General features: G+C 71.2%; 22 protein-coding genes. 8 read left to right on the top strand and 14 right to left on the bottom strand.

The genetic code is table 11. From position 1 onward, the window contains the following. Positions 1 to 41 precede the first annotated feature (41 nt). Complete coding sequence (locus tag Q1V88_RS12295) at positions 42 to 323, bottom strand: glutaredoxin family protein (RefSeq protein WP_300681489.1); 282 nt, start codon at positions 321 to 323, stop codon at positions 42 to 44. Positions 324 to 352: 29 nt separating this feature from the next. Between Q1V88_RS12295 and Q1V88_RS12290 the strand changes: the two genes are divergently transcribed. From Q1V88_RS12290 to Q1V88_RS12280, 3 genes are all read left to right on the top strand, one after another. Further along, positions 353 to 1,234 carry an HAD-IB family hydrolase gene (locus Q1V88_RS12290; protein WP_300681488.1) on the top strand — a complete coding sequence of 294 codons (882 nt, stop codon included), beginning with the start codon at positions 353 to 355 and terminating at the stop codon, positions 1,232 to 1,234. A gap of 116 nt (positions 1,235 to 1,350) precedes the next feature. Further along, positions 1,351 to 2,139 (top strand): sigma-70 family RNA polymerase sigma factor, encoded by a 789-nt coding sequence (locus Q1V88_RS12285; protein WP_300681487.1) that lies wholly within the window; start codon positions 1,351 to 1,353, stop codon positions 2,137 to 2,139. A gap of 133 nt (positions 2,140 to 2,272) precedes the next feature. Further along, a complete protein-coding gene (locus Q1V88_RS12280; protein WP_300681486.1) occupies positions 2,273 to 3,433 on the top strand; it encodes a DUF5667 domain-containing protein in 1,161 nt (386 codons plus the stop codon). Positions 3,434 to 3,541: 108 nt separating this feature from the next. On the opposite strand, the gene Q1V88_RS12275 is transcribed toward Q1V88_RS12280, so the two are convergent. The 8 genes from Q1V88_RS12275 to Q1V88_RS12240 form a co-directional block, all read right to left on the bottom strand. Then, positions 3,542 to 4,747, bottom strand: a complete 1,206-nt coding sequence (locus tag Q1V88_RS12275) for a lysophospholipid acyltransferase family protein (protein ID WP_300681485.1) — start codon at positions 4,745 to 4,747, stop codon at positions 3,542 to 3,544. Next, a complete protein-coding gene (locus Q1V88_RS12270; protein WP_300681484.1) occupies positions 4,744 to 5,772 on the bottom strand; it encodes an NAD-dependent epimerase/dehydratase family protein in 1,029 nt (342 codons plus the stop codon). The genes Q1V88_RS12275 and Q1V88_RS12270 overlap by 4 nt, the downstream gene beginning before the upstream one ends. An 83-nt stretch (positions 5,773 to 5,855) precedes the next feature. Continuing rightward, a complete protein-coding gene (locus tag Q1V88_RS12265) occupies positions 5,856 to 5,957 on the bottom strand; it encodes an AURKAIP1/COX24 domain-containing protein (RefSeq protein ID WP_017933175.1) in 102 nt (33 codons plus the stop codon). 99 nt (positions 5,958 to 6,056) lie between these two features. Beyond that, complete coding sequence (locus tag Q1V88_RS12260; protein WP_300681483.1) at positions 6,057 to 6,257, bottom strand: helix-turn-helix domain-containing protein; 201 nt, start codon at positions 6,255 to 6,257, stop codon at positions 6,057 to 6,059. A 287-nt stretch (positions 6,258 to 6,544) separates the two neighbouring features. Continuing rightward, complete coding sequence (locus Q1V88_RS12255) at positions 6,545 to 7,738, bottom strand: acetoin utilization protein AcuC (protein WP_300681482.1); 1,194 nt, start codon at positions 7,736 to 7,738, stop codon at positions 6,545 to 6,547. Between the two features lie 8 nt (positions 7,739 to 7,746). Further along, entirely contained in the window at positions 7,747 to 8,541 is a 795-nt protein-coding gene (proC, locus tag Q1V88_RS12250) for a pyrroline-5-carboxylate reductase (protein WP_300681481.1), read from the bottom strand. Positions 8,542 to 8,581: 40 nt separating this feature from the next. Then, positions 8,582 to 9,439 (bottom strand): sugar phosphate isomerase/epimerase family protein, encoded by an 858-nt coding sequence (locus Q1V88_RS12245; RefSeq protein ID WP_300681480.1) that lies wholly within the window; start codon positions 9,437 to 9,439, stop codon positions 8,582 to 8,584. Next, on the bottom strand, positions 9,436 to 10,377 hold the full coding sequence (locus tag Q1V88_RS12240) for a Ppx/GppA phosphatase family protein (RefSeq protein ID WP_300681479.1): 942 nt from the start codon (positions 10,375 to 10,377) through the stop codon (positions 9,436 to 9,438). Before Q1V88_RS12240 ends, Q1V88_RS12245 begins: the two co-directional genes overlap by 4 nt. A 45-nt stretch (positions 10,378 to 10,422) precedes the next feature. Between Q1V88_RS12240 and Q1V88_RS12235 the strand changes: the two genes are divergently transcribed. The 3 genes from Q1V88_RS12235 to Q1V88_RS12225 all read left to right on the top strand — a co-directional run bounded on the left by Q1V88_RS12235 (position 10,423) and on the right by Q1V88_RS12225 (position 12,703). Then, positions 10,423 to 11,187, top strand: a complete 765-nt coding sequence (locus Q1V88_RS12235; protein WP_300681478.1) for a hypothetical protein — start codon at positions 10,423 to 10,425, stop codon at positions 11,185 to 11,187. A 134-nt stretch (positions 11,188 to 11,321) separates the two neighbouring features. Beyond that, positions 11,322 to 11,978, top strand: a complete 657-nt coding sequence (locus Q1V88_RS12230) for a VOC family protein (protein ID WP_300681477.1) — start codon at positions 11,322 to 11,324, stop codon at positions 11,976 to 11,978. Positions 11,979 to 12,085: 107 nt separating this feature from the next. After that, positions 12,086 to 12,703 carry a class I SAM-dependent methyltransferase gene (locus tag Q1V88_RS12225; RefSeq protein WP_300681476.1) on the top strand — a complete coding sequence of 206 codons (618 nt, stop codon included), beginning with the start codon at positions 12,086 to 12,088 and terminating at the stop codon, positions 12,701 to 12,703. 54 nt (positions 12,704 to 12,757) lie between these two features. On the opposite strand, the gene Q1V88_RS12220 is transcribed toward Q1V88_RS12225, so the two are convergent. Further along, on the bottom strand, positions 12,758 to 13,945 hold the full coding sequence (locus Q1V88_RS12220) for an FAD-dependent oxidoreductase (RefSeq protein WP_300681475.1): 1,188 nt from the start codon (positions 13,943 to 13,945) through the stop codon (positions 12,758 to 12,760). 57 nt (positions 13,946 to 14,002) lie between these two features. Then, positions 14,003 to 15,079 (bottom strand): LacI family DNA-binding transcriptional regulator, encoded by a 1,077-nt coding sequence (locus Q1V88_RS12215; protein WP_300681474.1) that lies wholly within the window; start codon positions 15,077 to 15,079, stop codon positions 14,003 to 14,005. 160 nt (positions 15,080 to 15,239) lie between these two features. Here Q1V88_RS12215 and radA point away from each other — a divergent pair, with 160 nt between their 5' ends. After that, entirely contained in the window at positions 15,240 to 16,688 is a 1,449-nt protein-coding gene (gene radA, locus Q1V88_RS12210) for a DNA repair protein RadA (protein ID WP_300681473.1), read from the top strand. A gap of 58 nt (positions 16,689 to 16,746) precedes the next feature. After that, positions 16,747 to 17,823, top strand: a complete 1,077-nt coding sequence (gene disA, locus Q1V88_RS12205; RefSeq protein ID WP_300681472.1) for a DNA integrity scanning diadenylate cyclase DisA — start codon at positions 16,747 to 16,749, stop codon at positions 17,821 to 17,823. A gap of 44 nt (positions 17,824 to 17,867) precedes the next feature. Here the strand turns inward: disA and Q1V88_RS12200 are convergent, their stop codons facing one another. The 3 genes from Q1V88_RS12200 to Q1V88_RS12190 all read right to left on the bottom strand — a co-directional run bounded on the left by Q1V88_RS12200 (position 17,868) and on the right by Q1V88_RS12190 (position 20,097). After that, complete coding sequence (locus Q1V88_RS12200) at positions 17,868 to 18,152, bottom strand: DUF2087 domain-containing protein (protein WP_300681471.1); 285 nt, start codon at positions 18,150 to 18,152, stop codon at positions 17,868 to 17,870. Between the two features lie 113 nt (positions 18,153 to 18,265). Then, positions 18,266 to 19,117 (bottom strand): alpha/beta hydrolase, encoded by an 852-nt coding sequence (locus Q1V88_RS12195; protein WP_300681470.1) that lies wholly within the window; start codon positions 19,115 to 19,117, stop codon positions 18,266 to 18,268. After that, positions 19,114 to 20,097 carry a VOC family protein gene (locus Q1V88_RS12190; protein WP_300681469.1) on the bottom strand — a complete coding sequence of 328 codons (984 nt, stop codon included), beginning with the start codon at positions 20,095 to 20,097 and terminating at the stop codon, positions 19,114 to 19,116. The genes Q1V88_RS12195 and Q1V88_RS12190 overlap by 4 nt, the downstream gene beginning before the upstream one ends. Positions 20,098 to 20,111 lie beyond the last annotated feature (14 nt).

Raw genomic sequence — 20,111 nt, 5'->3', positions numbered from 1 at the left:
GTGAACAAGAGAACAAACTCACTGGAACTCCTGTTGCAGGCTCAGCGACGCAGTGCCGAGCGCAGTCGCACCGGGTCCACGCGCCAGAAGTCGTGCTGCGCACCGTCGACGAACGTGACCGGGATCTCGTCGGTCATCCGCTCGCGGACCTCTGGGTCCACTTGATTCGGATCATCGATGTCGAGCTCGACGTAGGACTCCCCCAGCTCGGCGCAGATCTGCTCGATCACCACCCGGGCCTGATCACAGAGATGACACCCCGGACGGGAGTAGAGCGTGATCCTCGCCGGTACGGCGGCGGGCGTCGGTTCAGGTGCAGACACGATCGCGATTCTTTCACTACGGTGTCGGTATGGCTGCTCCCCGGAAAGCCGAACCGAAGCCCCTGCACCGACACTCGACCCTGGCCGGCGAGGCCTCGCGCGCCAGCGCCGAGGTGGAGGACGCGCTCTTCGGCGTGGAGCCGACCAACTCGGCCGCCTTCTTCGACGTCGACAACACGATCATGCAGGGCGCCTCGATCTTCCACCTGGCCTGGGGGCTCTACCAGCGCAAGTTCTTCAGCACCCGCGAGATCGCCGGCGCCGTGTGGAAGCAGGCCTACTTCCGCTTCGTCGGCGTCGAGGACCCCGCGCACATCGCCGAGGCCCGCAACTCCGCCCTCTCCTTCATCGCCGGCCACACCGTGGACGAGCTGCACCAGGTCGGCCAGGAGATCTTCGAGGAGCGGATGGCCGACCGGATCTGGCCGGGCACCAAGGCCCTGGCCCAGATGCACCGCGAACAGGGCCAGCGGGTCTGGCTGGTGACCGCCGCCCCGCAGGAGATCGCCGACGTGATCGCCTCGCGCCTGGGGCTGACCGGGGCGATGGGGACCCGGGTCGAGTCCATCGACGGCGTCTACACCGGGCGCCTGGACGGCGGCATGCTGCACGGCCCGGAGAAGGCGGTCGCGGTGGCCGCGCTCGCCGAGCGCGAGGGCCTGGATCTCGCCGCGTGCTCGGCGTACTCCGACTCCTTCAACGACCTGCCGATGCTCTCGATGGTCGGGGACCCGTGCGCGATCAACCCCGACCGTCGACTGCGGGCCCACGCCCGGGCCGAGGGGTGGCGGATCCGGGACTACCGGACCGGTCGGAAGGCGGCCCGTGCCGGGCTGCTGACCGGTGCTGTCGGCGGGGCGATCGCGGGTGCCGTCACCGCCGGCGTCGCACTGCGTGGCCGGCGACGCTGATCCGGTCTCCGGGCTGTTGCTCTCCTGATACCGATCTGTGGAGAAGGCTGACAGGTCGACAGAACCCGGTTTAGAGTGACTCTGCTTGAACTTGGGGGAGCATCGGGAGGGTGTTCATGCCATCGAATCGTGGTGACATCATGCGTGGGCTCGATGCCCTGCGCATGGCCGTCGCTGCCGCGATGTGCGCCGAGCCCACCCTGGTCAGCGCCGCCGCAGGACCGGCCGGATGGCTGCTGTCCGAGGCCTCCGGGGCCCCCGGTCACGTCTCCGACGGCCCGCTCTCACAGGGCTCGCCCGAGGGTCCGAGTCAGGACGACCGCGACCTGGCCACCTCCTCGGAGGAGTCCGAGGCCGACCGCACCCGCCTGATCGCGCTGGTCGAGCTGGCCCGTCGTGGCGACACCGACGCGTTCGGCCTGCTCTACGACCACTACAACGGTGCCGTCTACCGCTTCCTGTACTACCGCACCCGCTCCCAGACGCTGGCCGAGGACCTCACCTCGGAGACGTTCTTCAGGGCGCTGCGCTCGATGACCGGCTTCCGCTGGCAGGGCAAGGACTTCGGCGCCTGGCTGATGACGATCGCCCGCAACCTCGCGACCGACCACTTCAAGGCCGGCCGCACCCGGCTGGAGTACACCACCGAGGACATGGGGATCCACGACGACGAGACGGAGTCGCCGGAGGCCGAGGTGCTGGCGGGCCTGACCAACGAGATCCTGATGCAGGCACTGGCCAAGCTCCCCGACGAGCAGCGCGACTGCGTGGTGATGCGGTTCCTCCAGGGGATGTCGATCGCCGAGACCGCCACCGTGCTCGGTCGCTCCGAAGGTGCGATCAAGCAGCTCCAGCTGCGCGGCGTGCGCAACCTCGCCAAGCTGATGCCGGAGGGGCTGCGATGACGACACCAGCCTGTTACCCGCACGGGACCTATGTCACACGAAGTCAGGACGTTCGCGCCATAACGCCGTCCGCCGAGCACTCGTTGACCCAGATGGCGATCGCACCCGGTCGCCTGAGTGCTGGAGGAACCCGATGAACACGTCACCGTTCGGCAAGAACGCCGCCGAACAGTTCGACGACCTGCTCGAGGGGCGCATCGACGACGCCCCCGAGGAGCTCACCCGCCTGCTCGGCTTCGCCGAGCAGGTCTGGGCGCTGCCCGAGCCCCAGCCGCGGCCCGACTTCACCGCCGCGCTCCGCGCCCGCCTGATGGAGGAGGCGCCGGCCGCGATGGCCGAGGGCGCCTCCGACCACCGGCTCTCCCTGACCCCGATCGCCTCGACCGGCTCGGCCAAGCGCCGCCGTCGCCTCGCCGCCCTGGTCGCCGTCGTCTCCATCGGCGCCGCGGCCACCGGCACCGCCTTCGCCGCCGAGGACTCCCTGCCCGGCGAGACCCTCTACCCGGTCAAGCGCCTGGTCGAGTCCGCCCACACCGCGATCTCGGTCGGCGACAGCTCGAAGGGCTCCACCGAGCTCGGCCAGGCCACCACCCGCCTCCAGGAGGCCACCGCCCTGGCCAAGGCCGGTCAGACCGAGCGCGCCACCGAGACGCTGCAGGACTTCGTCACCTCGGCCAACAAGGGTGCCGAGCTGCTCACCTCCGCCGGCAAGGGCGAGGCGATCCACGACTTCACCGCGACCAGCGTGACCGACCTCGGCACGCTCACCGGTCTGCTCCCGACCGACGTGATCACCCCGGTCCTCACGGTCGTGCTCAGCATCGACCAGGCGGTCAAGCAGACGTTCCCCGACGCGGGCAGCGGGATCACCACCCTGCCCGGCTCGCTGGTGCAGATGCTCACGGCGATCCTGCCCCCGACCGCGACGAAGACCCCCGGACCGACCACGGTGCTGGCACCGTCGGCCACCGCGACGCCGAAGTCGGGCTCGACCAAGGGCGCAGCCTCGCTGCCCCAGACCCCGACCCCGGCCACCCCGAAGTCGACCTCCACCCCGAAGGCAGCGCCGAGCTCGCTCGGTGAGGTGGTCGGCAGCGTCGGCAACACCGTCGGCAACGGCGTGGTCGGCGGCCTGGGCGGCGCCCTGAGCAGCACCGGCGCCTCCGTCGGCGGTCCGGTCGGCGGTCTGGTCAGCGGCGTCGGTGACACCGTCACCGGCGTCGGCGGCCTGGTCAGCGACCTGCTCAACGGGGTCGGCGGTCTGCTCAACCCGAGCATCACTCCCACCAAGTAACGCCGAGATCCGGGTTCACCACGCGCGAGATCCGGGTTCACCCCGCGCGAGATCCGGGTTCGCCACCGCCGAGATCCGGGTTCACCCCGGCCACGGCTCAGCGAGACGTCAGCGGAAGACGCTCTGGCGACGCTGGAGCAGGCCGTACAGGGTCTGCTGGATCGTCTCGCGGACCTGGTCGGTCACGTTGAAGACCAGCATCGGGTCGTCGGCCGCACCCGCCTCGTAGGCATCGGTGCGGATCGGCTCACCGAACTCGATCAGCCACTTCGAGGGCAGCGGGATCGCCCCGAGCGGGCCGAGCAGCGGGAAGAACGGCGTGATCGGCAGGTAGGGCAGGCCGAGCACCCGCGCCAGCCCGGGGATGTTGCCGACCAGCGGGTAGATCTCCTCGGCGCCGACGACCGAGACCGGGATGATCGGCACCCCCGTCCGCAGGGCGGCGGCGACGAAGCCGCCACGACCGAAGCGCTGCAGCTTGTAACGCTCGCTGAACGGCTTGCCGATCCCCTTGAACCCCTCGGGCCACACGCCGACCAGCTCGCCGGTGCGCAACATCCGCTCGGCGTCCTCGCCACAGGCCAGGGTCGCGCCGGCCTTGCGGGCGATGGAGCTGACGAACGGCAGCTTGAAGACCAGGTCGGCCCCGAGCGGGCGCAGGAACCGGCCGGTCTGGTCGTGCACCTCCAGGAGCGTCATCAGCGCGTCCATCGGCAGCGTTCCGGAGTGGTTGGAGACCACCAGCGCGCCCCCGGTCGCCGGGATGTTCTCGGCGCCGACGACCTCGATCCTGAACCACTTCTGCGCGATCGGGCGCAGCGCGGCGAGCAGGAAGGTGCGCGTGATCTCCTCGTCGAAGCCGTACGGGTCGACGGTGAAGTCTCCGGTGACGCGGCGACGCAGGAAGGCCAGGAAGCGTGCCAGCTGGGGCTCCCACTCCTCGCCGAAGACCTCGCGTGCCGCAGAGCTGACGGCATTGATCCAGTCCGCGACCGGGATGCCGGTGCGCGGGTCGTCCGACTCGAGCACCGCCTGGACGTCGTACGCCGTCACGGGCGGCTCGACGGCAGCGGCCGGCTCGGCCGGTTCGGCATCGGGCTCGGCCGACTCCCCCGGCTCGGCGGCGCCGACGACACGCGGGGGCGGTGTGGCCCGGCGGGGCGTGCCCGCTGCGAGGCTCCGGGCGGCCGCTGAGGGCCTGCGACCGGTGCCGCGGCCGGGAGTGCCACCGGTGCCGATCGAGAAGATCTGAGCGCCATCTGTCGAGGCGCCGTTGACGTCGGAGCCCTCCTGCGGCTGCTCCAGCGAGCTCATCGGATCACCTCCTGGCTCTCCCCCAGGAGTCGACCTTCCAACCCGGCCAGCATCCCGTCAACCCGGTGGGCGACCGGGTCCAGACCGGTCGCGAAGTCCTCGATCGCGGACTGGGTGGTGAACTGCGGCTCGAAGCCGAGCCGGCTGCGCATCCGGGTGGTGTCCACTCCCCTGCCGAAGGTGAGCAGCGCGCGCAGCTCGGGTGAGAAGTCCGAGAGTCGGGCCGAGCGCAGCACGTCGCCGATCCCGCCGATGGCGAAGCCGGGCATCGGGACGGTGGGTCGGGCCAGCCGGCGGGTGATCTGGCTGAGCGTCAGCAGACCGTCGCCGGCGATGTTGTAGGTGCCGGGCTGCTCGGCCCCCACCGCGTGGGCCAGGGCGCCGAGCAGGTCGCGTTCGTGCAGGAACTGCAGGCGCGGGTCGAAGCCGAGCACGGTGGGGATCACCGGCAGCCGCAGGTAGCTCGCGATCGGGCTGGTGACGTTCGGGCCGATCACGTTCGCGCAGCGCAGCACGGTGACGTTGAGGTCGGGGCGGCGGCGGGCCAGCCCGCGGACGTAGCCCTCGACCTCGGCGACGTCCTTGCCGTAGCCGCTGCGGGGCGTGCGGCGCGGCTCCATCTCCTCGGTGAAGAGCGCGGGGTCGCGGTGGCTGGCGCCGTAGACGGTGGTCGTCGACTTCACCACCAGGTGGCGCACGGTCTTGGACTGCTGGCAGGCAGCGAGGAGCTGCATCGTGCCGATGACGTTGAGCTCCTTCATCGACATCCGCCCGCCGGTGGGACCGGGGGTGGAGATGATGCTCATGTGGACGACCGTGTCCACGTCCTCCTTGGCGATCACCTTGGCGATCACGGGGTTGCGGATGTCGGCGCGGACGAAGCTCATCCCGCCGACGTCACCGCGGGGAGGCACGGCGTCGACGCCGATCACCCGCTCGACGCGGGGATGCTCGGCGGCGGCAACCGCAAACTGACGACCGAGGTCTCGAGAAACCCCGGTAACGAGAACGACGCGACCAGCCACGCGCTCACCCTAGCGGGGAGCAGGTGGGGCCGCGTCGGACCGGAACGATGTTGGTCGGCACCGGTGACGGTGCCGACCCGAGATCACTTGCCGAGCTTGCGGCGAGCGACACGCGTCTTCTTGAGCAGCTTGCGGTGCTTCTTCTTCGCCATGCGCTTGCGCCGCTTCTTGATGACAGAACCCATGATGAAACCTTCCAACGTCATGCGCCCGGGCTGGGCGCCGGACCGGCACAGCCTACCGACACCGGTGCCGGGTGCAGAATCGAGCCTGCTTCTTCGCCGTCAGCCGGCGTTGTAGTACGAGTTCGCGAGGTACGCGTTGGCGTCCTCCTCGCGGACCCGGAAGGAGCGGCCGACGCGCACGGCCGGCATCTCTCCGCTGTGCACCAGGCGGTAGACGGTCATCTTCGAGACCCGCATCATCGCGGCGACCTCGGCGACGGTCAGGAACTTCGCCTCGGCGAGTTCGGGCTTGCCAGCCATGTTCATCAGTCCTTGTCTGCCCTGCACGCCAGCGGCTTCCCCACCGCTGATCGCACGTACCCGGCGGAGTGAAGATTAGAGCCTGGTGTGACTGATGGGGAAGAGGAAACAGACGGGATTTTACCTTAGATCGGCGTGTCGCCTTGAAAGTGACTCAAACTCGCCCATACTCGCGAACCCCACGACGTCGCTCCAGGGCCACGCCCGTTCGGTGGTGTGCCCCTCCAGTGCACCACGCAGCACCAAGCCGAGCCACCCGCCGAGGCCCCGTCGAGCCGCCGGCCACCTCACCAGGCCGACGGATCCAGGCCGTGCCAGGGGAAGAGCGTCTGCCGGGTCTCGTTGACCTGCCGGTCCAGCCAGGCGTCGGGGTCGTAGCCCTCACGCCAGTCCCGCCAGCGCGGCTCACGGCCGTCGGTCATCCGCCCCGGCGCCACCGCGCCGAGCCGTTCGGTGATGTACTCGCGCCAGCCGCCGGGAGTGTCGATCGTCGGGTCCAACGGAGAGCCGCTCACGATCGCGAGCAGGTGCGTCCAGGCCCGCGGGACCACGTCGACGACGGCGTACCCGCCACCGCCGAAGGCGACCCACTTGCCGTCGGTGACCTCGTGCGCCAGCTCGTGCAGGGCGAGGTACGCCGCCCGCTGACCGTCCACCGAGAGCATCAGGTGCGCCAACGGGTCCTCGGTGTGCGAGTCGCAGCCCTGCTGCGTCACCAGCACGTCGGGGGCGAAGCTGCGCACCAGCTCGGGCACGATCGCGTGGAAGGCACGCAGCCAGCCCCCGTCGGCGGTGCCCGGCGGCAGCGCCAGGTTGACCGCGGTGCCCTGGGCGTCGGGGCCGCCGAGCTCGGTGGCGAAGCCGGTGCCGGGGAAGAGGAACTGCCCGGTCTCGTGCAGGCTGATGGTGAGCACCCGCGGGTCGTCCCAGAAGGCGGCCTGGACACCGTCGCCGTGGTGCACGTCGACGTCGACGTACGCCACCCGCGAGGCACCGTGGTCGAGCAGCCACTGGATGCCGGCCGCGACGTCGTTGTAGACGCAGAAGCCGCTGGCCTTGTCCCGCATCGCGTGGTGCAGGCCGCCCATCACGTTGGCCGAGTGCAGCACCTCGCCCTCCCAGACCTGCCGGCAGGCCTCCACCGAGGCGCCGACGATGTGGGCGCTGGCGGCGTGGATCTGGGCGAAGACCGGGTCGTCCTCGGTGCCCAGGCCACGCGCCAGATCCGGCTCGCCGGTCGCCCCGGCCTTCATCACGGCCTCGATGTAGGCCTCGTCGTGGACCGTGGCCAGCAGGTCCAGGCTCGCCATCGGCGCCGGCACCGTCAGCAGCGAGCCGCCACCGGTGGAGAGCACGCCGAGCTCGTCGGCCAGACGCATCGTCAGATCGACCCGCAGCGGGCTCATCGGATGGGTCGGACCGAAGTCGTACTCGGTCAGGTCGGGCGAGAAGACGACGCTCGAGGGGCCGTGACACTCCATCGTGCGGCCTAGCCCTCGGCGGCGATCTCGCGGCTACGGTCGCGGTTGGCGCGAGTCGCGTCGAGGAAGGTGCCGCGCAGGGCCGCCTGCTCGAAGACCGCCAGCGCCGCCGCGGTGGTGCCACCGGGGCTGGTGACCTGCTCGCGCAGCACCGCCGGGTGGTCGTCGCTGCGCTGCAGCAGGAGGCTCGACCCGACCAGGGTCTGCTCGACCAGTTGCGCTGCGACCGCCCGCGGCAGGCCCAGGTGCACACCGGCCTCGATCAGGGACTCGGCGATGTAGAAGACGTACGCCGGCCCGGAGCCGCTCAACGCGGTGGCCGCGTCCAGCTGCTTCTCCGGCACCGTCACCGTCGACCCGACCGAGCCCATCACCCGCTCCGCGGCGGCGACCTGCTCAGGCGTGGCGCTCGCGCCGGGGCTGAGGATGGTGATGCCCTCGCCGATCAGGGCCGGGGTGTTCGGCATCACCCGGACCACGCCGACGCCCGCGGGCACGGCGGCCTCGAGCTGGGCCAGCGTGATGCCGGCGGCCAGGGAGATCAGCAGCTGTCCGCTGCTCAGCGGCAGCGTGCCGGCCTGGGTAAGGATGTCGTAGGGCTTCACCCCGAGGATCACCACGTCCGCGCCGGGCACGACCTCGGCGCCGGGGCCGTGCGTGACGCCGTACTGCTGGGCGAGGGCCTCGCCGGCCTCGGGGCGACGCACACCGGCCCGCACCTCGAACTCACCCGCAGGGGCGGAGGCCAGTCCGGCCAGGACCGCGCCCCCCATGTTGCCGACACCGACGATCGCGATCTTCACGGTGCCAGTCTAAGGAGTTTCGCGCTCGACGTGGCGGGGCTCACTCGGTGGGTGGTGAGGCGGGCGTGGGAGGCACCGGGGTGCCGCTCTGTCCCAGGTGGGTGCGGGCGAAGGCCAGCGACTCGGCCAGCAGCTCGCCGCGGGCCTCGCGGCTGCCGGCCTTGCGGGTGGTGATCTCGACGATGATCTCGCCGTCGAACCCGGTCTCGACCAGGTGGTGCAGGAAGCGGTCGGCACCGGTCGTGCCCCGGCCGGGCACGAGGTGCTCGTCCTTGGCCGAGCCGGTGCCGTCGGTCAGGTGGATGTGGCGCAGCCGGTCGCCCCAGCGCTGGGCCATCTCGACCACGTCGTCGCCCGCGATCGCGGCATGGGAGAGGTCGAGGGTGCCGTGCGCGTAGGTGTCGGGGCTGGCGGTGGAGGGGTCGCGCTCGGGCAGGTACATCTCGACCGAGCCCTGCCGCTTGCCGCTGGCCTTCCACGGGTACATGTTCTCGACGGCGTAGATCAGTCCGGTCTCGCGCTCGAGGCGCTTGATCCCCTCGACGAAGTAGCGCGCGTAGTCGCGCTGCCAGCGGAACGGCGGATGCACCACGACGGTGCCTGCCCCGACGGCGTGGGCCATCTCGGCGGACCGCTCCAGCTTGCCCCACGGCTCGCTCCCCCAGACCCGCTGGGTGAAGAGCAGGCAGGGCGCGTGGATCGCGCTGACCGCGACGCCGTGGCCCTCGGCGAGCTGACGCACCGACTCGATGTTGGTCGAGTCCCGGTCCACACCGACCATCACCTCGACGGCGTCGTAGCCCAGCGTGACGGCCCAGTCGAAGGCCTGAGCCGTCGACTCCGGGTAGACCGAGACCGTCGACAGGCCGACCCGCAGCGGCGTGGGTGCGGCGGTCACGACGGATCGCTCAGGACGCTGAGCTGGTCGAGCCGGTCGAGGATCACGCCCTCCCGCAGCGCCCACGGGCAGACCTCGAGCTCGGGCAGATCGAAGATGTCCATGCAGGCCTCGGCGACCAGGGCCCCCGGAACGATCTGGTGGGCCCGGCTGGCACTCACCCCGGGGAGCTGGCTGAGCTCGTCGAGGTTCATCGCGACCAGCTTGGGGATCCAGGTGCGCAGCTCGGCCAGCGGCAGCACCCGCCGGGTGAGCGGCCCGTCGGCGCTCGGGGCGGCTCCGGTGATCCGGGCCAGGGAGCGGAACGTCTTCGAGCTCGCCACCGCCCGGTCCGGGGCGCCCGCCCGGATGAGCTGGCCGGCGTTGCGCGCGATCGTGGCGCGGATCTGACGGCGCAGCTCGCGCAGCTCCTCGTCGGTCGGCGTACGGGCGTCGAAGTTGCTGGCCAGGCGGGCTGCGCCCAGCGGCAGGGACCAGGCCACGTCGGGGGCCTCGTCGGCACCGCCGGCCAGCTCCAGGGAGCCGCCGCCGATGTCGAAGACGACTAGGCGGCCCGCGCTCCAGCCGAACCAGCGGCGCACCGCGAGGAAGGTCAGGCGGGCCTCGTCCTCACCCGAGAGCACCTCGAGCCGGATGCCGGTGCTGCGCTCGACGTGGGCGAGCACGTCCTCGGAGTTGGTCGCGTCGCGCACCGCGCTGGTGGCGAACGCCATCACCTCGGCGCAGCCCTTCTCGTCGGCGACGTGCGCGGCCTCGCGGACGAAGTCGGTGAGCGCGTCGATGCCGACCTGGGAGACCTCGCCGGCGGCATCGAGGTGCTCGGCCAGGCGCAGCGGCTGCTTGAAGGAGTACGCCGGCAGGGGCGCGGCCCCCGCATGGGCGTCGACGACCAGCAGGTGGCCCGTGTTGGAGCCGATGTCGAGCACGCCCAGACGCATGATCGCCAGCGTATCGCGCAGGAGGAGGGTCGTAGGCTGAGCGCCATGCCAGAGGTCAGTCTCGATTTCCCGCGAGCGTGGGTCGAGTTCACCAACCCCGACGACACCGACGAGCTGATCAAGGCGGATCTGACCTGGTTGACCTCGGCCTACTCCTGCATCTTCGGCACCGGCTGCGCGGGGATCTACGCCTCCTCGCCGAGCGTGGGCTGCTGCACCCTGGGCGCGCACTTCTCCGACGAGGAGGACGAGGCCCGGACCCGGCGCTCGGTCGAGCAGCTCACCGCGGCGCAGTGGCAGTTCAAGCCCGCCGGGCGTGCGGTGGAGACCGACGACTGGGTCGAGCTCGACGAGGAGGGCAGCCGCAAGACCCGCACGCACAGCGTCGACGGGGAGGAGGGCTGCGTCTTCGCCAACCGTCCCGGCTTCGGCCGTGGCGCCGGCTGTGCGCTGCACGTGCTGGCGATGGACACCGGCGTCTCCCACGTCGAGACCAAGCCCGACGTGTGCTGGCAGCTGCCGATCCGGCGGCTCTTCCGCGAGGTCGAGCGGACCGACGGATCGACGTACACCGAGGTGACGATCACCGAGTACGACCGGCGTGGCTGGGGGCCGGGCGGCCACGACCTGGACTGGTACTGCACTGGCAACCCGATCGCGCACAGCGCCGTCGAGCCGCTCTTCGTGACCTCGCGGGACGAGCTCGTCGCGCTACTCGGCCCGCAGGGGTACGCCGAGCTCGCCCGGCACTGCGAGGCGCACGTGCGCTCCCGGTCGCTGCTGGCCCTGCATCCGGCCGACCCGCAGTGATCGCGAACAGCCGCTCCTGTCAAGCGTTTCGGGCAGCCTTCCCGGTCATCGGGACCCCGCGTCCTTAACTCTCGACGTCAAGAGATTCCGACCCCCGTGTCGAACCTCTCTCAGTCGTTGTTAAGAATCCCTACATGCGCCTGGACCATCTCTCTTATGCAGCCGGCCCTGACGGGTTGATCGCCACTGCGAAGCGGATCGGCGAGCTCCTCGGTCAGGAGTTCGAGGACGGTGGGGTCCACCCTCGTTTCGGTACTCGCAACTACACGCTCCCGCTGCGCGGCGGCCTCTACATCGAGATCGTCGAGGCACTCGAGCACCCGGCCTCGGACAAGGCCCCCTTCGGCCAGGCCGTCAAGGCCCGCTCCGCCCTGGGTGGCGGCTGGATGGGTTGGGTCGTCCGCGTCGACGACATGGCCCCGGTCGAGGAGCGCCTCGGTCGCAAGGCCGTGCCGGGCAACCGGCACAAGCCGAACGGCTCGGAGCTGCTCTGGAAGCAGATCGGCATCAACGACCTGATCGTCGACCCGCAGCTGCCCTACTTCATCCAGTGGGAGTCCCCCGACACCCACCCCGGCAACGCCGGCTCCGACGTCACCCTGACCTCCCTGGAGATCTCCGGTGACCCCACCCGGGTCAAGGAGTGGCTGGGCGAGGACCTCGCCGAGCGCGTCGACCCGTGGACCGGTCGCCCCGCCGAGAACGTCGAGATCCGCTGGGCCGCCGAGCACGGCACCCCCGGCCTGCTGGCCGCCAACTTCCGTGGCCCGACCGGAGAGGTCCGGATCTGATCCGCCTCCCGTCGTCTCGTTCGGGTCGCCCCGTCCAGCCGGACGGGGCGATCCCGTCTCCGAACATCTGGGACCACACCGCCACCTACGAGGTGGAGAACCGGGCGGTGGACCCTGACGGAACCCTCTGGGCGGCCCTGCGCGAGCGCGCCGACTGGACCGGACGCACGGCCCTGGACCTCGGCTGCGGCACCGGCTTCCATCTGCCGCTCTTCGCCGCCGACGCCGCCACGGTGATCGGGGTGGAGCCGCACCCCTCCCTGGCGGCCCTGGCCGCGCGCCGGACGCGCCGGCTGAGCAACGTCGAGGTCCGCACCGGCGTCGCGCAGCGGCTCCCGGTCCCCGACGCCTCGATCGACGTCGTGCACGTGCGCTGGGCGTACTTCTTCGGCCCCGGCGCCGAGCCCGGCCTGGCCGAGCTCGACCGGGTGATGCGTCGTGGCGGCACCGCGATGGTGATCGACAACGACGCCACCCGATCGACCTTCGGCGCCTGGTTCCGGCGCGGCTACCCGATGGTCGACCCGGACGCGATCGAGCGCTGGTGGTCGGTCAACGGCTGGAGCCGGCGCTCGATCGACATGGGCTGGCGGTTCGGCTCGCGCGCCGACCTCGAGGCGGTGGTGCGGATCGAGTTCACCCCCGAGGTGGCCGACGCCGTACTGGCCGAGCACACCGGTCTCGAGGTCGACTACGCGGTCAACCTGTGGAGCAGGACCTTCTGACCTGCACGGGGCTGTCTGGGCCTGTCCGGGTCCGTCCGGGCCTGTCCGGTTCTGTCAGCCCTGCAGGTCGGTCAGCTCAGCCGGGTCGACACTGGTCCCGACCAGGGCCCGCAACTGCTCGTTGACGTCCCAGATCCCGACATTCATCGCCGCCGTCACGGTGCGCTGCGAGGCGTCCCCACCCTCGGACAGCGGCGCCAGCCAGTAGGCGATGAAGGTGCTCGCCTTCAGGTCGCCCCGGATCACGACCTCGTCGTGGGGCGCGCTGTGGCCGACGTACTCCATCGAGAACTCGAACTGGTCGGTGTAGAAGTAGGGCTGCCAGTCGTAGTGCACGTGCTGGCCCAGGATCGCGCGGGCGGCGAGGCGGCCCTGCTTGATCGCGTTGTCCCAGTGCTCCACCCGCAGCGGACCGTAGTCCAGGTGCTCGGCCAGGGCGACGTCGCCGGCGGCGAAGATCCGCGGGTCGGCGGTCTCGAGGTGGTCGTTGGTGACGATGCCGCCACGCTCCCCGACCTCCAGGCCGGCGGCGCGGGCCAGGGCGTCATTGGGCACCGCCCCGACACCGAGCACGACCAGGTCGGCCGGGACCTCACCGGCGTCGGTCAGGACCGCGTCGTTGCTCAGCCCCTGCACGGTGACGCCGGTGCGGATCGTGACGCCGTGGGACTCGTGCACGCCGACGACGTAGTCGGCCAGCTCGTCGCCCAGGACGGTGAGCAGCGGCTTGGCGGCCTGCTCCAGCACCGTCACGTCGAGGCCGGCGGCGCGGGCAGCGGCGGCGACCTCCAGGCCGATCCAGCCGCCACCGACCGTGACCAGGCTGGAGGCGTCCTTGAACCCGGCCAGGATCGCGTCAGCGTCCTCCTTGGTGCGCAGCGGCAGAGCACGCTCGACGCCGGGCAGGTCGGGGATGCGGGCCGAGGCGCCGGTGGCGATCAGGAGCTGGTCGTAGGGCAGCCAGGAGCCGTCGGCGAGGGTGACGGTGCGCAGGTCCCGGTCGATCGCGGTGACCGCCACGTCGAGGCGGAGCGTGACCTGGTGATCGGCGTACCACTGCTCGTCGTGTCGCAGGGAGAACTCCTTGCCCGCGAGCATCTCCTTGGACAGCTGCGGACGTTCGTACGGCGGCCTCGGCTCGGCCCCGACGAGGGTGATCGCTGCGTCGAAACCCTGCTCGCGCAGAGTCTCGATCGCCGTTGCGGCAGTGAGTCCGGCACCGATGATGACGAGATCGCTCATACCCCCACAACAGCACACCGGTGGTCGAACTTCCCACCCCTGCAGAGGGATCCGGGCTCAGACCAGGTCGGGACCCGACGTGCCGCGGACCTCCAGGGTCGGGGTGAGCATCACCCCGGGGTGCGGCTGCGACGGCGTGGAGAGCAGCCCCTCCAGCTGGCGGACCACCTGGGTCGCGGCCCGCTCCAGGGGCTGGCGGACGCTGGACAGCCCGGGCCAGACGGTCTGGGCGACCTGGGAGTCGTCGAATCCGACCACGGCGATGTCGTCACCGGCCTGGAGCCGGCGCTCGGCCAGGGTGTGCAGCACGCCGACGGCGAGGGTGTCGGAGGCACAGACGAACGCGGTCGGGTGCGCCTCGTCGAGCAGCACCTCGGCGGCGCTGCGCCCCGAGGCGATGGTGTCCTCGACCCGCGAGGCCAGGCCGGTGGTGGACAGCCCGGCGGTGTGCATCGCGTGCAGCCAGCCCGAGCGCCGCTCCTCGCCGAGCACGGAGTCCTTGCGCCAGCCGATCCAGGCGATCCGGCGGTGGCCCTTGTCGATCAGGTGCTGGGTGGCGAGCTCGGCGCCGGCGGAGCTGTCGATGTCGACCCACGGGTGGCGTGCCTCCGGGTCGCCCCACGGTCGGCCGAAGCTGACGAACGGGGCGCGTCGCTCGCGCAGCCAGGCGGCGACGCCGTGGCCCTGATACGTGTCGGTCAGCACGAACGCGTCCACAGCGGTGGAGCGAAGCAGGTCGTCGTACCCCTCCAGCGGGTCCTCGTGGGAGCCGGTGAAGAGCAGGATGTGGTAGCCCGCCTCGCGGCTGGTCTCCACCAGGGAGTGCACGAAGCGGTCCATGATCGCGCTGGCGGTGCCCTCCTGGACCGGGCCCATCCGCAGGCCGATCAGGTGGGAGGTCCGGGTGCGCAGGTTCCGGGCGGCGCGGTTGGGCTTGTAGCCCAGACGGTCGATCGCCTCCTGCACACGCAGTAGAGTCTCGGGACGGAGCAGGTCGGGGCTGTTGACCGCGTTCGACACGGTCTGACGCGAGACGCCCGCCAGCTCGGCGACGTCGGCCAGCGTGGGTGCGGACATCGCGTAGCGCGCCACCCCGCTCACCTCCCCTGCCTGGATCGTTCCAAGGGTCAGCATATCGGTCGGGGTCCGTCACTGTCGCCCGGTCCAGGCTGTGAGCGGGACACCGCGGCACGGGCGTGAGACGTGCGGGCGCGGTCCGGGTGGGCGTCCGGGCGGGGTCCGGGGGCGTTCGAAGCGGCGGGTTCTGTCGGCGCGATGGCCTAGCGTGAGCGTCATGGCCAAGGCACGTGTGAGTTTCCGCTGTAGCGAGTGCGGCTGGGAGACCGGCAAGTGGGTCGGCCGCTGCGGCGAGTGCCAGGCCTGGGGCTCCGTCGCCGAGGTCGCCGTCGCGTCGGCGACCGCATCGCGCACCGCCCCTGCCGCCGTCACGACCAAGGCCGTCCCGATCGGCGAGGTCTCGGTGACCGAGTCGTCCTTCCGTACGTCGGGGGTGCCCGAGCTGGACCGGGTGCTGGGCGGTGGCCTGGTCCCCGGCGCGGTGATCCTGCTGGCCGGCGAGCCCGGCGTCGGCAAGTCCACCCTGCTGCTCGAGGTCGCCTCCCAGACCGCCCGAGCCTCGCGCCGGGCGCTCTACGTCTCCGGGGAGGAGTCCGCCTCCCAGGTCCGACTCCGGGCCGACCGCACCGACGCCGTCCAGTCCGAGCTCTTCCTCGCTGCCGAGACCGACCTGGGTGCGGTGCTGACCCACATCGAGCAGGTCAAGCCCGAGCTGCTCGTGATCGACTCCGTGCAGACCATCAACGCGGCCGGGATCGAGGGCGTCCCCGGCGGTGTCTCCCAGGTCAAGGAGGTCGCGGCGGCCCTGGTCCGCACCGCCAAGACCCGCAACATCACCACCGTGCTCGTCGGCCACGTCACCAAGGACGGCTCGATCGCGGGGCCGCGGGTGCTGGAGCACCTGGTCGACGTCGTGCTCGGCTTCGAGGGCGACCGCAACTCCCGGTTCCGGATGGTGCGCGCCACCAAGAACCGGTTCGGCCCGGTCGACGAGGTCGGCTGCTTCGAGCTCAACTCCGACGGGATCGCCGCCGTCGCCGACCCGACCGGCCTCTTCATGGAGTCCCACCAGCGCCCGGTCGCCGGCACCTGCGTCGCTGTCACGATGGAGGGCCGTCGGCCGATGCTGGCCGAGGTGCAGGCCCTGGTCACCCGCACGGCGATGGAGCGACCCCGGCGCACCACGTCCGGACTGGACGGCTCCCGGGTCGCCCTGGTCCTGGCCGTCCTCGACCGGCACTGCGGCGTCGGCCTGCAGATGGCCGACGTCTTCACCTCCACCGTGGGCGGGGCCCGGCTGACTGAGCCGGCCTCGGACCTGGCCGTCGCCGTCGCCCTGGCCTCGGCCGCCAACGGCGACCCGGCACCGCGCGGGGTGGTGGCGATGGGCGAGATCGGCCTGGCCGGTGAGCTGCGCCGGGTGCGGGACCTGCCCCAGCGGATCGCCGAGGCGGCCCGGCTCGGCTTCACCACCGCGGTGGTGCCGGTCGAGCCCGGTGCCCGCCCGGGCAGGCGCCGGGTCGACGGCCTCGACGTGATGGCCGTCGACAACGTGCTCTCGGCCCTCAACCTGCTCGGGGTGCTCCGCTCCCAGGACAACCGCCAGGCCCGGATGCCCACGCCGCAGGGACCGCCGAACCTGCACGCGGTCGAGCCCGACTTCTGAGGGCGACCCCGGCCCTGAAAAAACGGGCCGACGTGGCCTGCGCCGATAGAGTGCGTGGGTGGCCACCGACCGACCCGAGCCCTCCCTGCGGGAGACCCTTGCGCTGATCGCACCCGGCATGCCGTTGCGTGACGGCTTGGAGCGGATCCTGCGCGGTCGCACCGGTGCCCTGATCGTGCTCGGCCACGACAAGCTCGTCGAGGCGATCTCGACCGGCGGCTTCCAGATGGATGTCCCGTTCACCTCCACCGGCCTGCGCGAGCTGGCCAAGATGGACGGCGCGATCATCGTGGACTCCTCGCTGACCCGGATCGTGAAGGCCGCAGTCCACCTGATGCCGGACCACACCATCCCCACCACCGAGACCGGCACCCGCCACCGCACCGCCGACCGGGTCGCCAAGCAGACCCGCTTCCCGGTGATCTCGGTGTCCCAGTCGATGCAGATCATCGCGGCGTACGTCGGCGAGACCCGCCACGTGCTGGAGGACTCCTCCTCGATCCTGTCGCGCGCCAACCAGGCGCTGGCGACCCTGGAGCGCTACAAGATGCGCCTCGACGAGGTCTCCTCGACCCTGTCGGCCCTGGAGATCGAGGACCTGGTCACGGTCCGCGACGTCGCCGTGGTGGCGCAGCGCCTGGAGATGGTGACCCGCATCGCCCGCGAGGTCGAGGGCTACATCGTCGAGCTCGGCACCGACGGGCGTCTCCTCGCCCTCCAGCTCGAGGAGCTCGTCACCGGCGTGGACGCCGAACGTGAGCTGGTGATCCGCGACTACCTGCCGCGCGGGCGCAAGGTCCGCTCGGCCGAGGAGCTGCTCACCGAGCTGGAGCACCTCACCGCGACCGAGCTGGTCGACCCCGCCTCCGCGGCACGGGTCCTCGGCCTCGGTGGCGCCGAGCACCTCGACGGCGCGGTCACCCCGCGCGGCTTCCGACTGCTGGCCAAGGTGCCGCGCCTGCCGGGCACCGTGGTGGAGCGTCTGGTCGACCACTTCGGCACCCTGCAGAAGCTGCTCTCGGCCAGCATCGACGACCTCCAGGCCGTCGACGGCGTCGGCGAGCTGCGTGCCCGCTCGGTGCGCGAGGGCCTGAGCCGACTGGCCGAGTCCTCGATCCTCGAACGCTACGTCTGAGCCCGGCGGCGGACCGGCGGCGGATCGGCGGCGGATCGGCCGCCTCAGAGCGCGTCGAGATCGACCGACCCGCCCGAGCGCCAGTAGTACCCGTCGCGTCGGGTCAGGAACTGCTCCTCCACCAGGTAGCGGCGCAACGCCGCCACGTCGGCGTGGAACCGGCGCAGCCGCTCGTTGACCTCGGCCTCCGGGTAGACCTCGCCGAGGTCGAACGCCTGGGCGAGGTGGTCCAGCACGATCAGCCGCTTCGACCGCTTCGTCGGGATCGTCTCCAGGCTGCCGTCAGGCGCGAGGAAGCGCGCCAACGTCGCCGCGTCGTTCGTCTCCATGTCTGCGACCCTACGCCGCCCTCCCGGGGGGGGTAACTGCTGGTCAAACGTCCCGATGACGCTCTTCAACGATCCGTTGACCAGCAGTTACCCCTCAGCAGCCGTTGGTCCCCTCACCCCTCGGCAAGGAAGAGCAGTGCCTGCGCGGCGAACCGCTCGGCGGCCTCGATCTGGATCCAGTGCCCGGCGTGCGGGAGAACGTGCAGCTGGGCGTTCGGCAGGTTCTCGGCCAGGTAGTACCCGGCCGCGACCGGCAGCATCCGGTCCTCACGACCGTGCACCACCAGCGCCTCGTGGGTGATCTCGGCGAGCTCCTCGGGCGTGAACCGCACCGGCGGGTACGCCGGATCGAAGGTCGCCAGGTGCGAGCGTCGAACGTCCTCGCGGCGAGCCTTGGCGCCCCGGTCGGCCGCGATCTGGTCGAGCCTGCCGGCAAACAGCTCGGTGTCGTCGACGAAGCGGACCAGCAGCTCGGCCATCGCCCGGTCCGAGGGGTCGTCGTAGAACCGGATCAGCCGCATCAGGTCCTCGGTCGGCGGGATCGGCGCACCACCGGAGCCCATCAGCACCATCTTCGCGATCCGCTCCGGCGCGATCTGGGCGGCGCGCAGCGTGATCATGCCACCCATCGAGTTGCCGACCAGGTGGGCCCGCTCCACGTCCAGGGTGTCGAGCAGGGCGAGCAGCGAACGGGCGCGCAGATCGACGTACGCGACCATCCCGCCGCTCGGCGCGGGGTCGGGGTGATCGGAGTCGCCGAAGCCGAGCACGTCCGGGGCGATCGCGTAGTAGCCGGCCTCGGCGAACACCGGGAGCAGGTGCTCCCAGTTCGACGGCGCGCTGACCCCGGGTCCGGAGCCGTGGATGAAGAGCACGGCCGGGGCCGTCGGGTCGCCGGCGCTGTAGACCCGGATGCGGTGCTCCCCCGCCCTGAGGTCCCTGCTCACCACCTCGTACGTCGTCACTGGTCGCCCCCGGCCGCAGCGGCGACCGCCTGGTCGACGGCCGCCTTCTGCAGCGCGTCGCCCCGGTCGGCGGACTCGATCAGCCACTTACCCAGCTCGCGGGCGTTCTTGTGACCCCACAGCGAGATCGCGTCGTACTGGGTGGGCTCCCAGGCCTCGTCGTCCTCGATGATCAGGCCGCCCCAGCCGAACTCGACGGCGATACCGGACGGGCTGTGGGCGTAGAAGGAGAACATCTTGTCGTTGGGGTGCATACCGAGCGTCATCAGCAGTGGGACGCGCGCCTGGGTGATGCGGTCGTAGGCCAGGCCGACGTCCTCGCGCAGGTTGTTCTCGATCAGGAAGTGATGCAGCTTGAACGGCGCCGGCGCCTCGGCGATGGCCAGGGTGTGGTGGCGGCCGTTGCAGTGCGTGAACGCGGCGTCGATGAAGACACCGGGCGCCATCTCCTCCTTGATGTAGTCCGACAGCTTGAAGCCGAGCAGGTAGTAGAAGTCGAGCATCTCGGCTCGCTTGCCCTCACCGCAGAGCAGGAAGATGTGGCCGGCACCGCCTTGGGTGGTCTGGAAGCCGCCGAGGTTGATCTCGTTGCGGTACGGCTCGGTCGCGGCGGCGAGGCCGGTGATCAGCTCGATCCGGATCTGCTCGGGATCGTGGGTGAGGAAGAGTCGCTCGACGCCGCGCTCGGCCCGGAGGGCGGCGTCGCCCTCGACGACCTCGTGGCCCTCGGCACGCAGCAGGGCGACGACCTCGTCGAGGTCGGTCGGCGAGCCGCAGTCGTAGCCGACGAAGGAGACGTCGTTCTTCGGCCCCCGCTCGATGATGTGGCGGTGGATCCGGTCGTCGATCCGGAAGGTGCGGACGTTCTCGTCGGCGCGGGCCGGCATCACGCCGAGGAGCTGGCCGAGGAAGCCGCTCCAGGCGTCCAGGTCCGAGGCCTCGATGCCGACGTAGGCGAGCTCTTTGATGGTGGCGGTCATGGGGTGGCTCCTGT

Origin of the sequence: Nocardioides sp., assembly GCF_030150155.1 — a bacterium.
In the GTDB taxonomy this organism is placed as follows: domain Bacteria; phylum Actinomycetota; class Actinomycetes; order Propionibacteriales; family Nocardioidaceae; genus Nocardioides.
Note: the sequence above shows the minus strand (reverse complement) of the source record. Positions and strands in the feature narration are given on the sequence as shown.

Coding starts and splice junctions, on each gene's coding strand:
- Q1V88_RS12190 (WP_300681469.1), bottom strand. CDS start 20,097: ATGACCGCCACCATCAAAGAGCTCGCCTACGTCGGCATCGAGGCCTCG.
- Q1V88_RS12240 (WP_300681479.1), bottom strand. CDS start 10,377: ATGCGTCTGGGCGTGCTCGACATCGGCTCCAACACGGGCCACCTGCTG.
- Q1V88_RS12260 (WP_300681483.1), bottom strand. CDS start 6,257: ATGGCTGGCAAGCCCGAACTCGCCGAGGCGAAGTTCCTGACCGTCGCC.
- Q1V88_RS12285 (WP_300681487.1), top strand. CDS start 1,351: ATGCCATCGAATCGTGGTGACATCATGCGTGGGCTCGATGCCCTGCGC.
- Q1V88_RS12255 (WP_300681482.1), bottom strand. CDS start 7,738: ATGGAGTGTCACGGCCCCTCGAGCGTCGTCTTCTCGCCCGACCTGACC.
- Q1V88_RS12235 (WP_300681478.1), top strand. CDS start 10,423: ATGCCAGAGGTCAGTCTCGATTTCCCGCGAGCGTGGGTCGAGTTCACC.
- Q1V88_RS12200 (WP_300681471.1), bottom strand. CDS start 18,152: ATGGAGACGAACGACGCGGCGACGTTGGCGCGCTTCCTCGCGCCTGAC.
- Q1V88_RS12290 (WP_300681488.1), top strand. CDS start 353: ATGGCTGCTCCCCGGAAAGCCGAACCGAAGCCCCTGCACCGACACTCG.
- Q1V88_RS12275 (WP_300681485.1), bottom strand. CDS start 4,747: ATGAGCTCGCTGGAGCAGCCGCAGGAGGGCTCCGACGTCAACGGCGCC.
- Q1V88_RS12280 (WP_300681486.1), top strand. CDS start 2,273: ATGAACACGTCACCGTTCGGCAAGAACGCCGCCGAACAGTTCGACGAC.
- radA (WP_300681473.1), top strand. CDS start 15,240: ATGGCCAAGGCACGTGTGAGTTTCCGCTGTAGCGAGTGCGGCTGGGAG.
- Q1V88_RS12230 (WP_300681477.1), top strand. CDS start 11,322: ATGCGCCTGGACCATCTCTCTTATGCAGCCGGCCCTGACGGGTTGATC.
- Q1V88_RS12265 (WP_017933175.1), bottom strand. CDS start 5,957: ATGGGTTCTGTCATCAAGAAGCGGCGCAAGCGCATGGCGAAGAAGAAG.
- Q1V88_RS12220 (WP_300681475.1), bottom strand. CDS start 13,945: ATGAGCGATCTCGTCATCATCGGTGCCGGACTCACTGCCGCAACGGCG.
- Q1V88_RS12215 (WP_300681474.1), bottom strand. CDS start 15,079: ATGCTGACCCTTGGAACGATCCAGGCAGGGGAGGTGAGCGGGGTGGCG.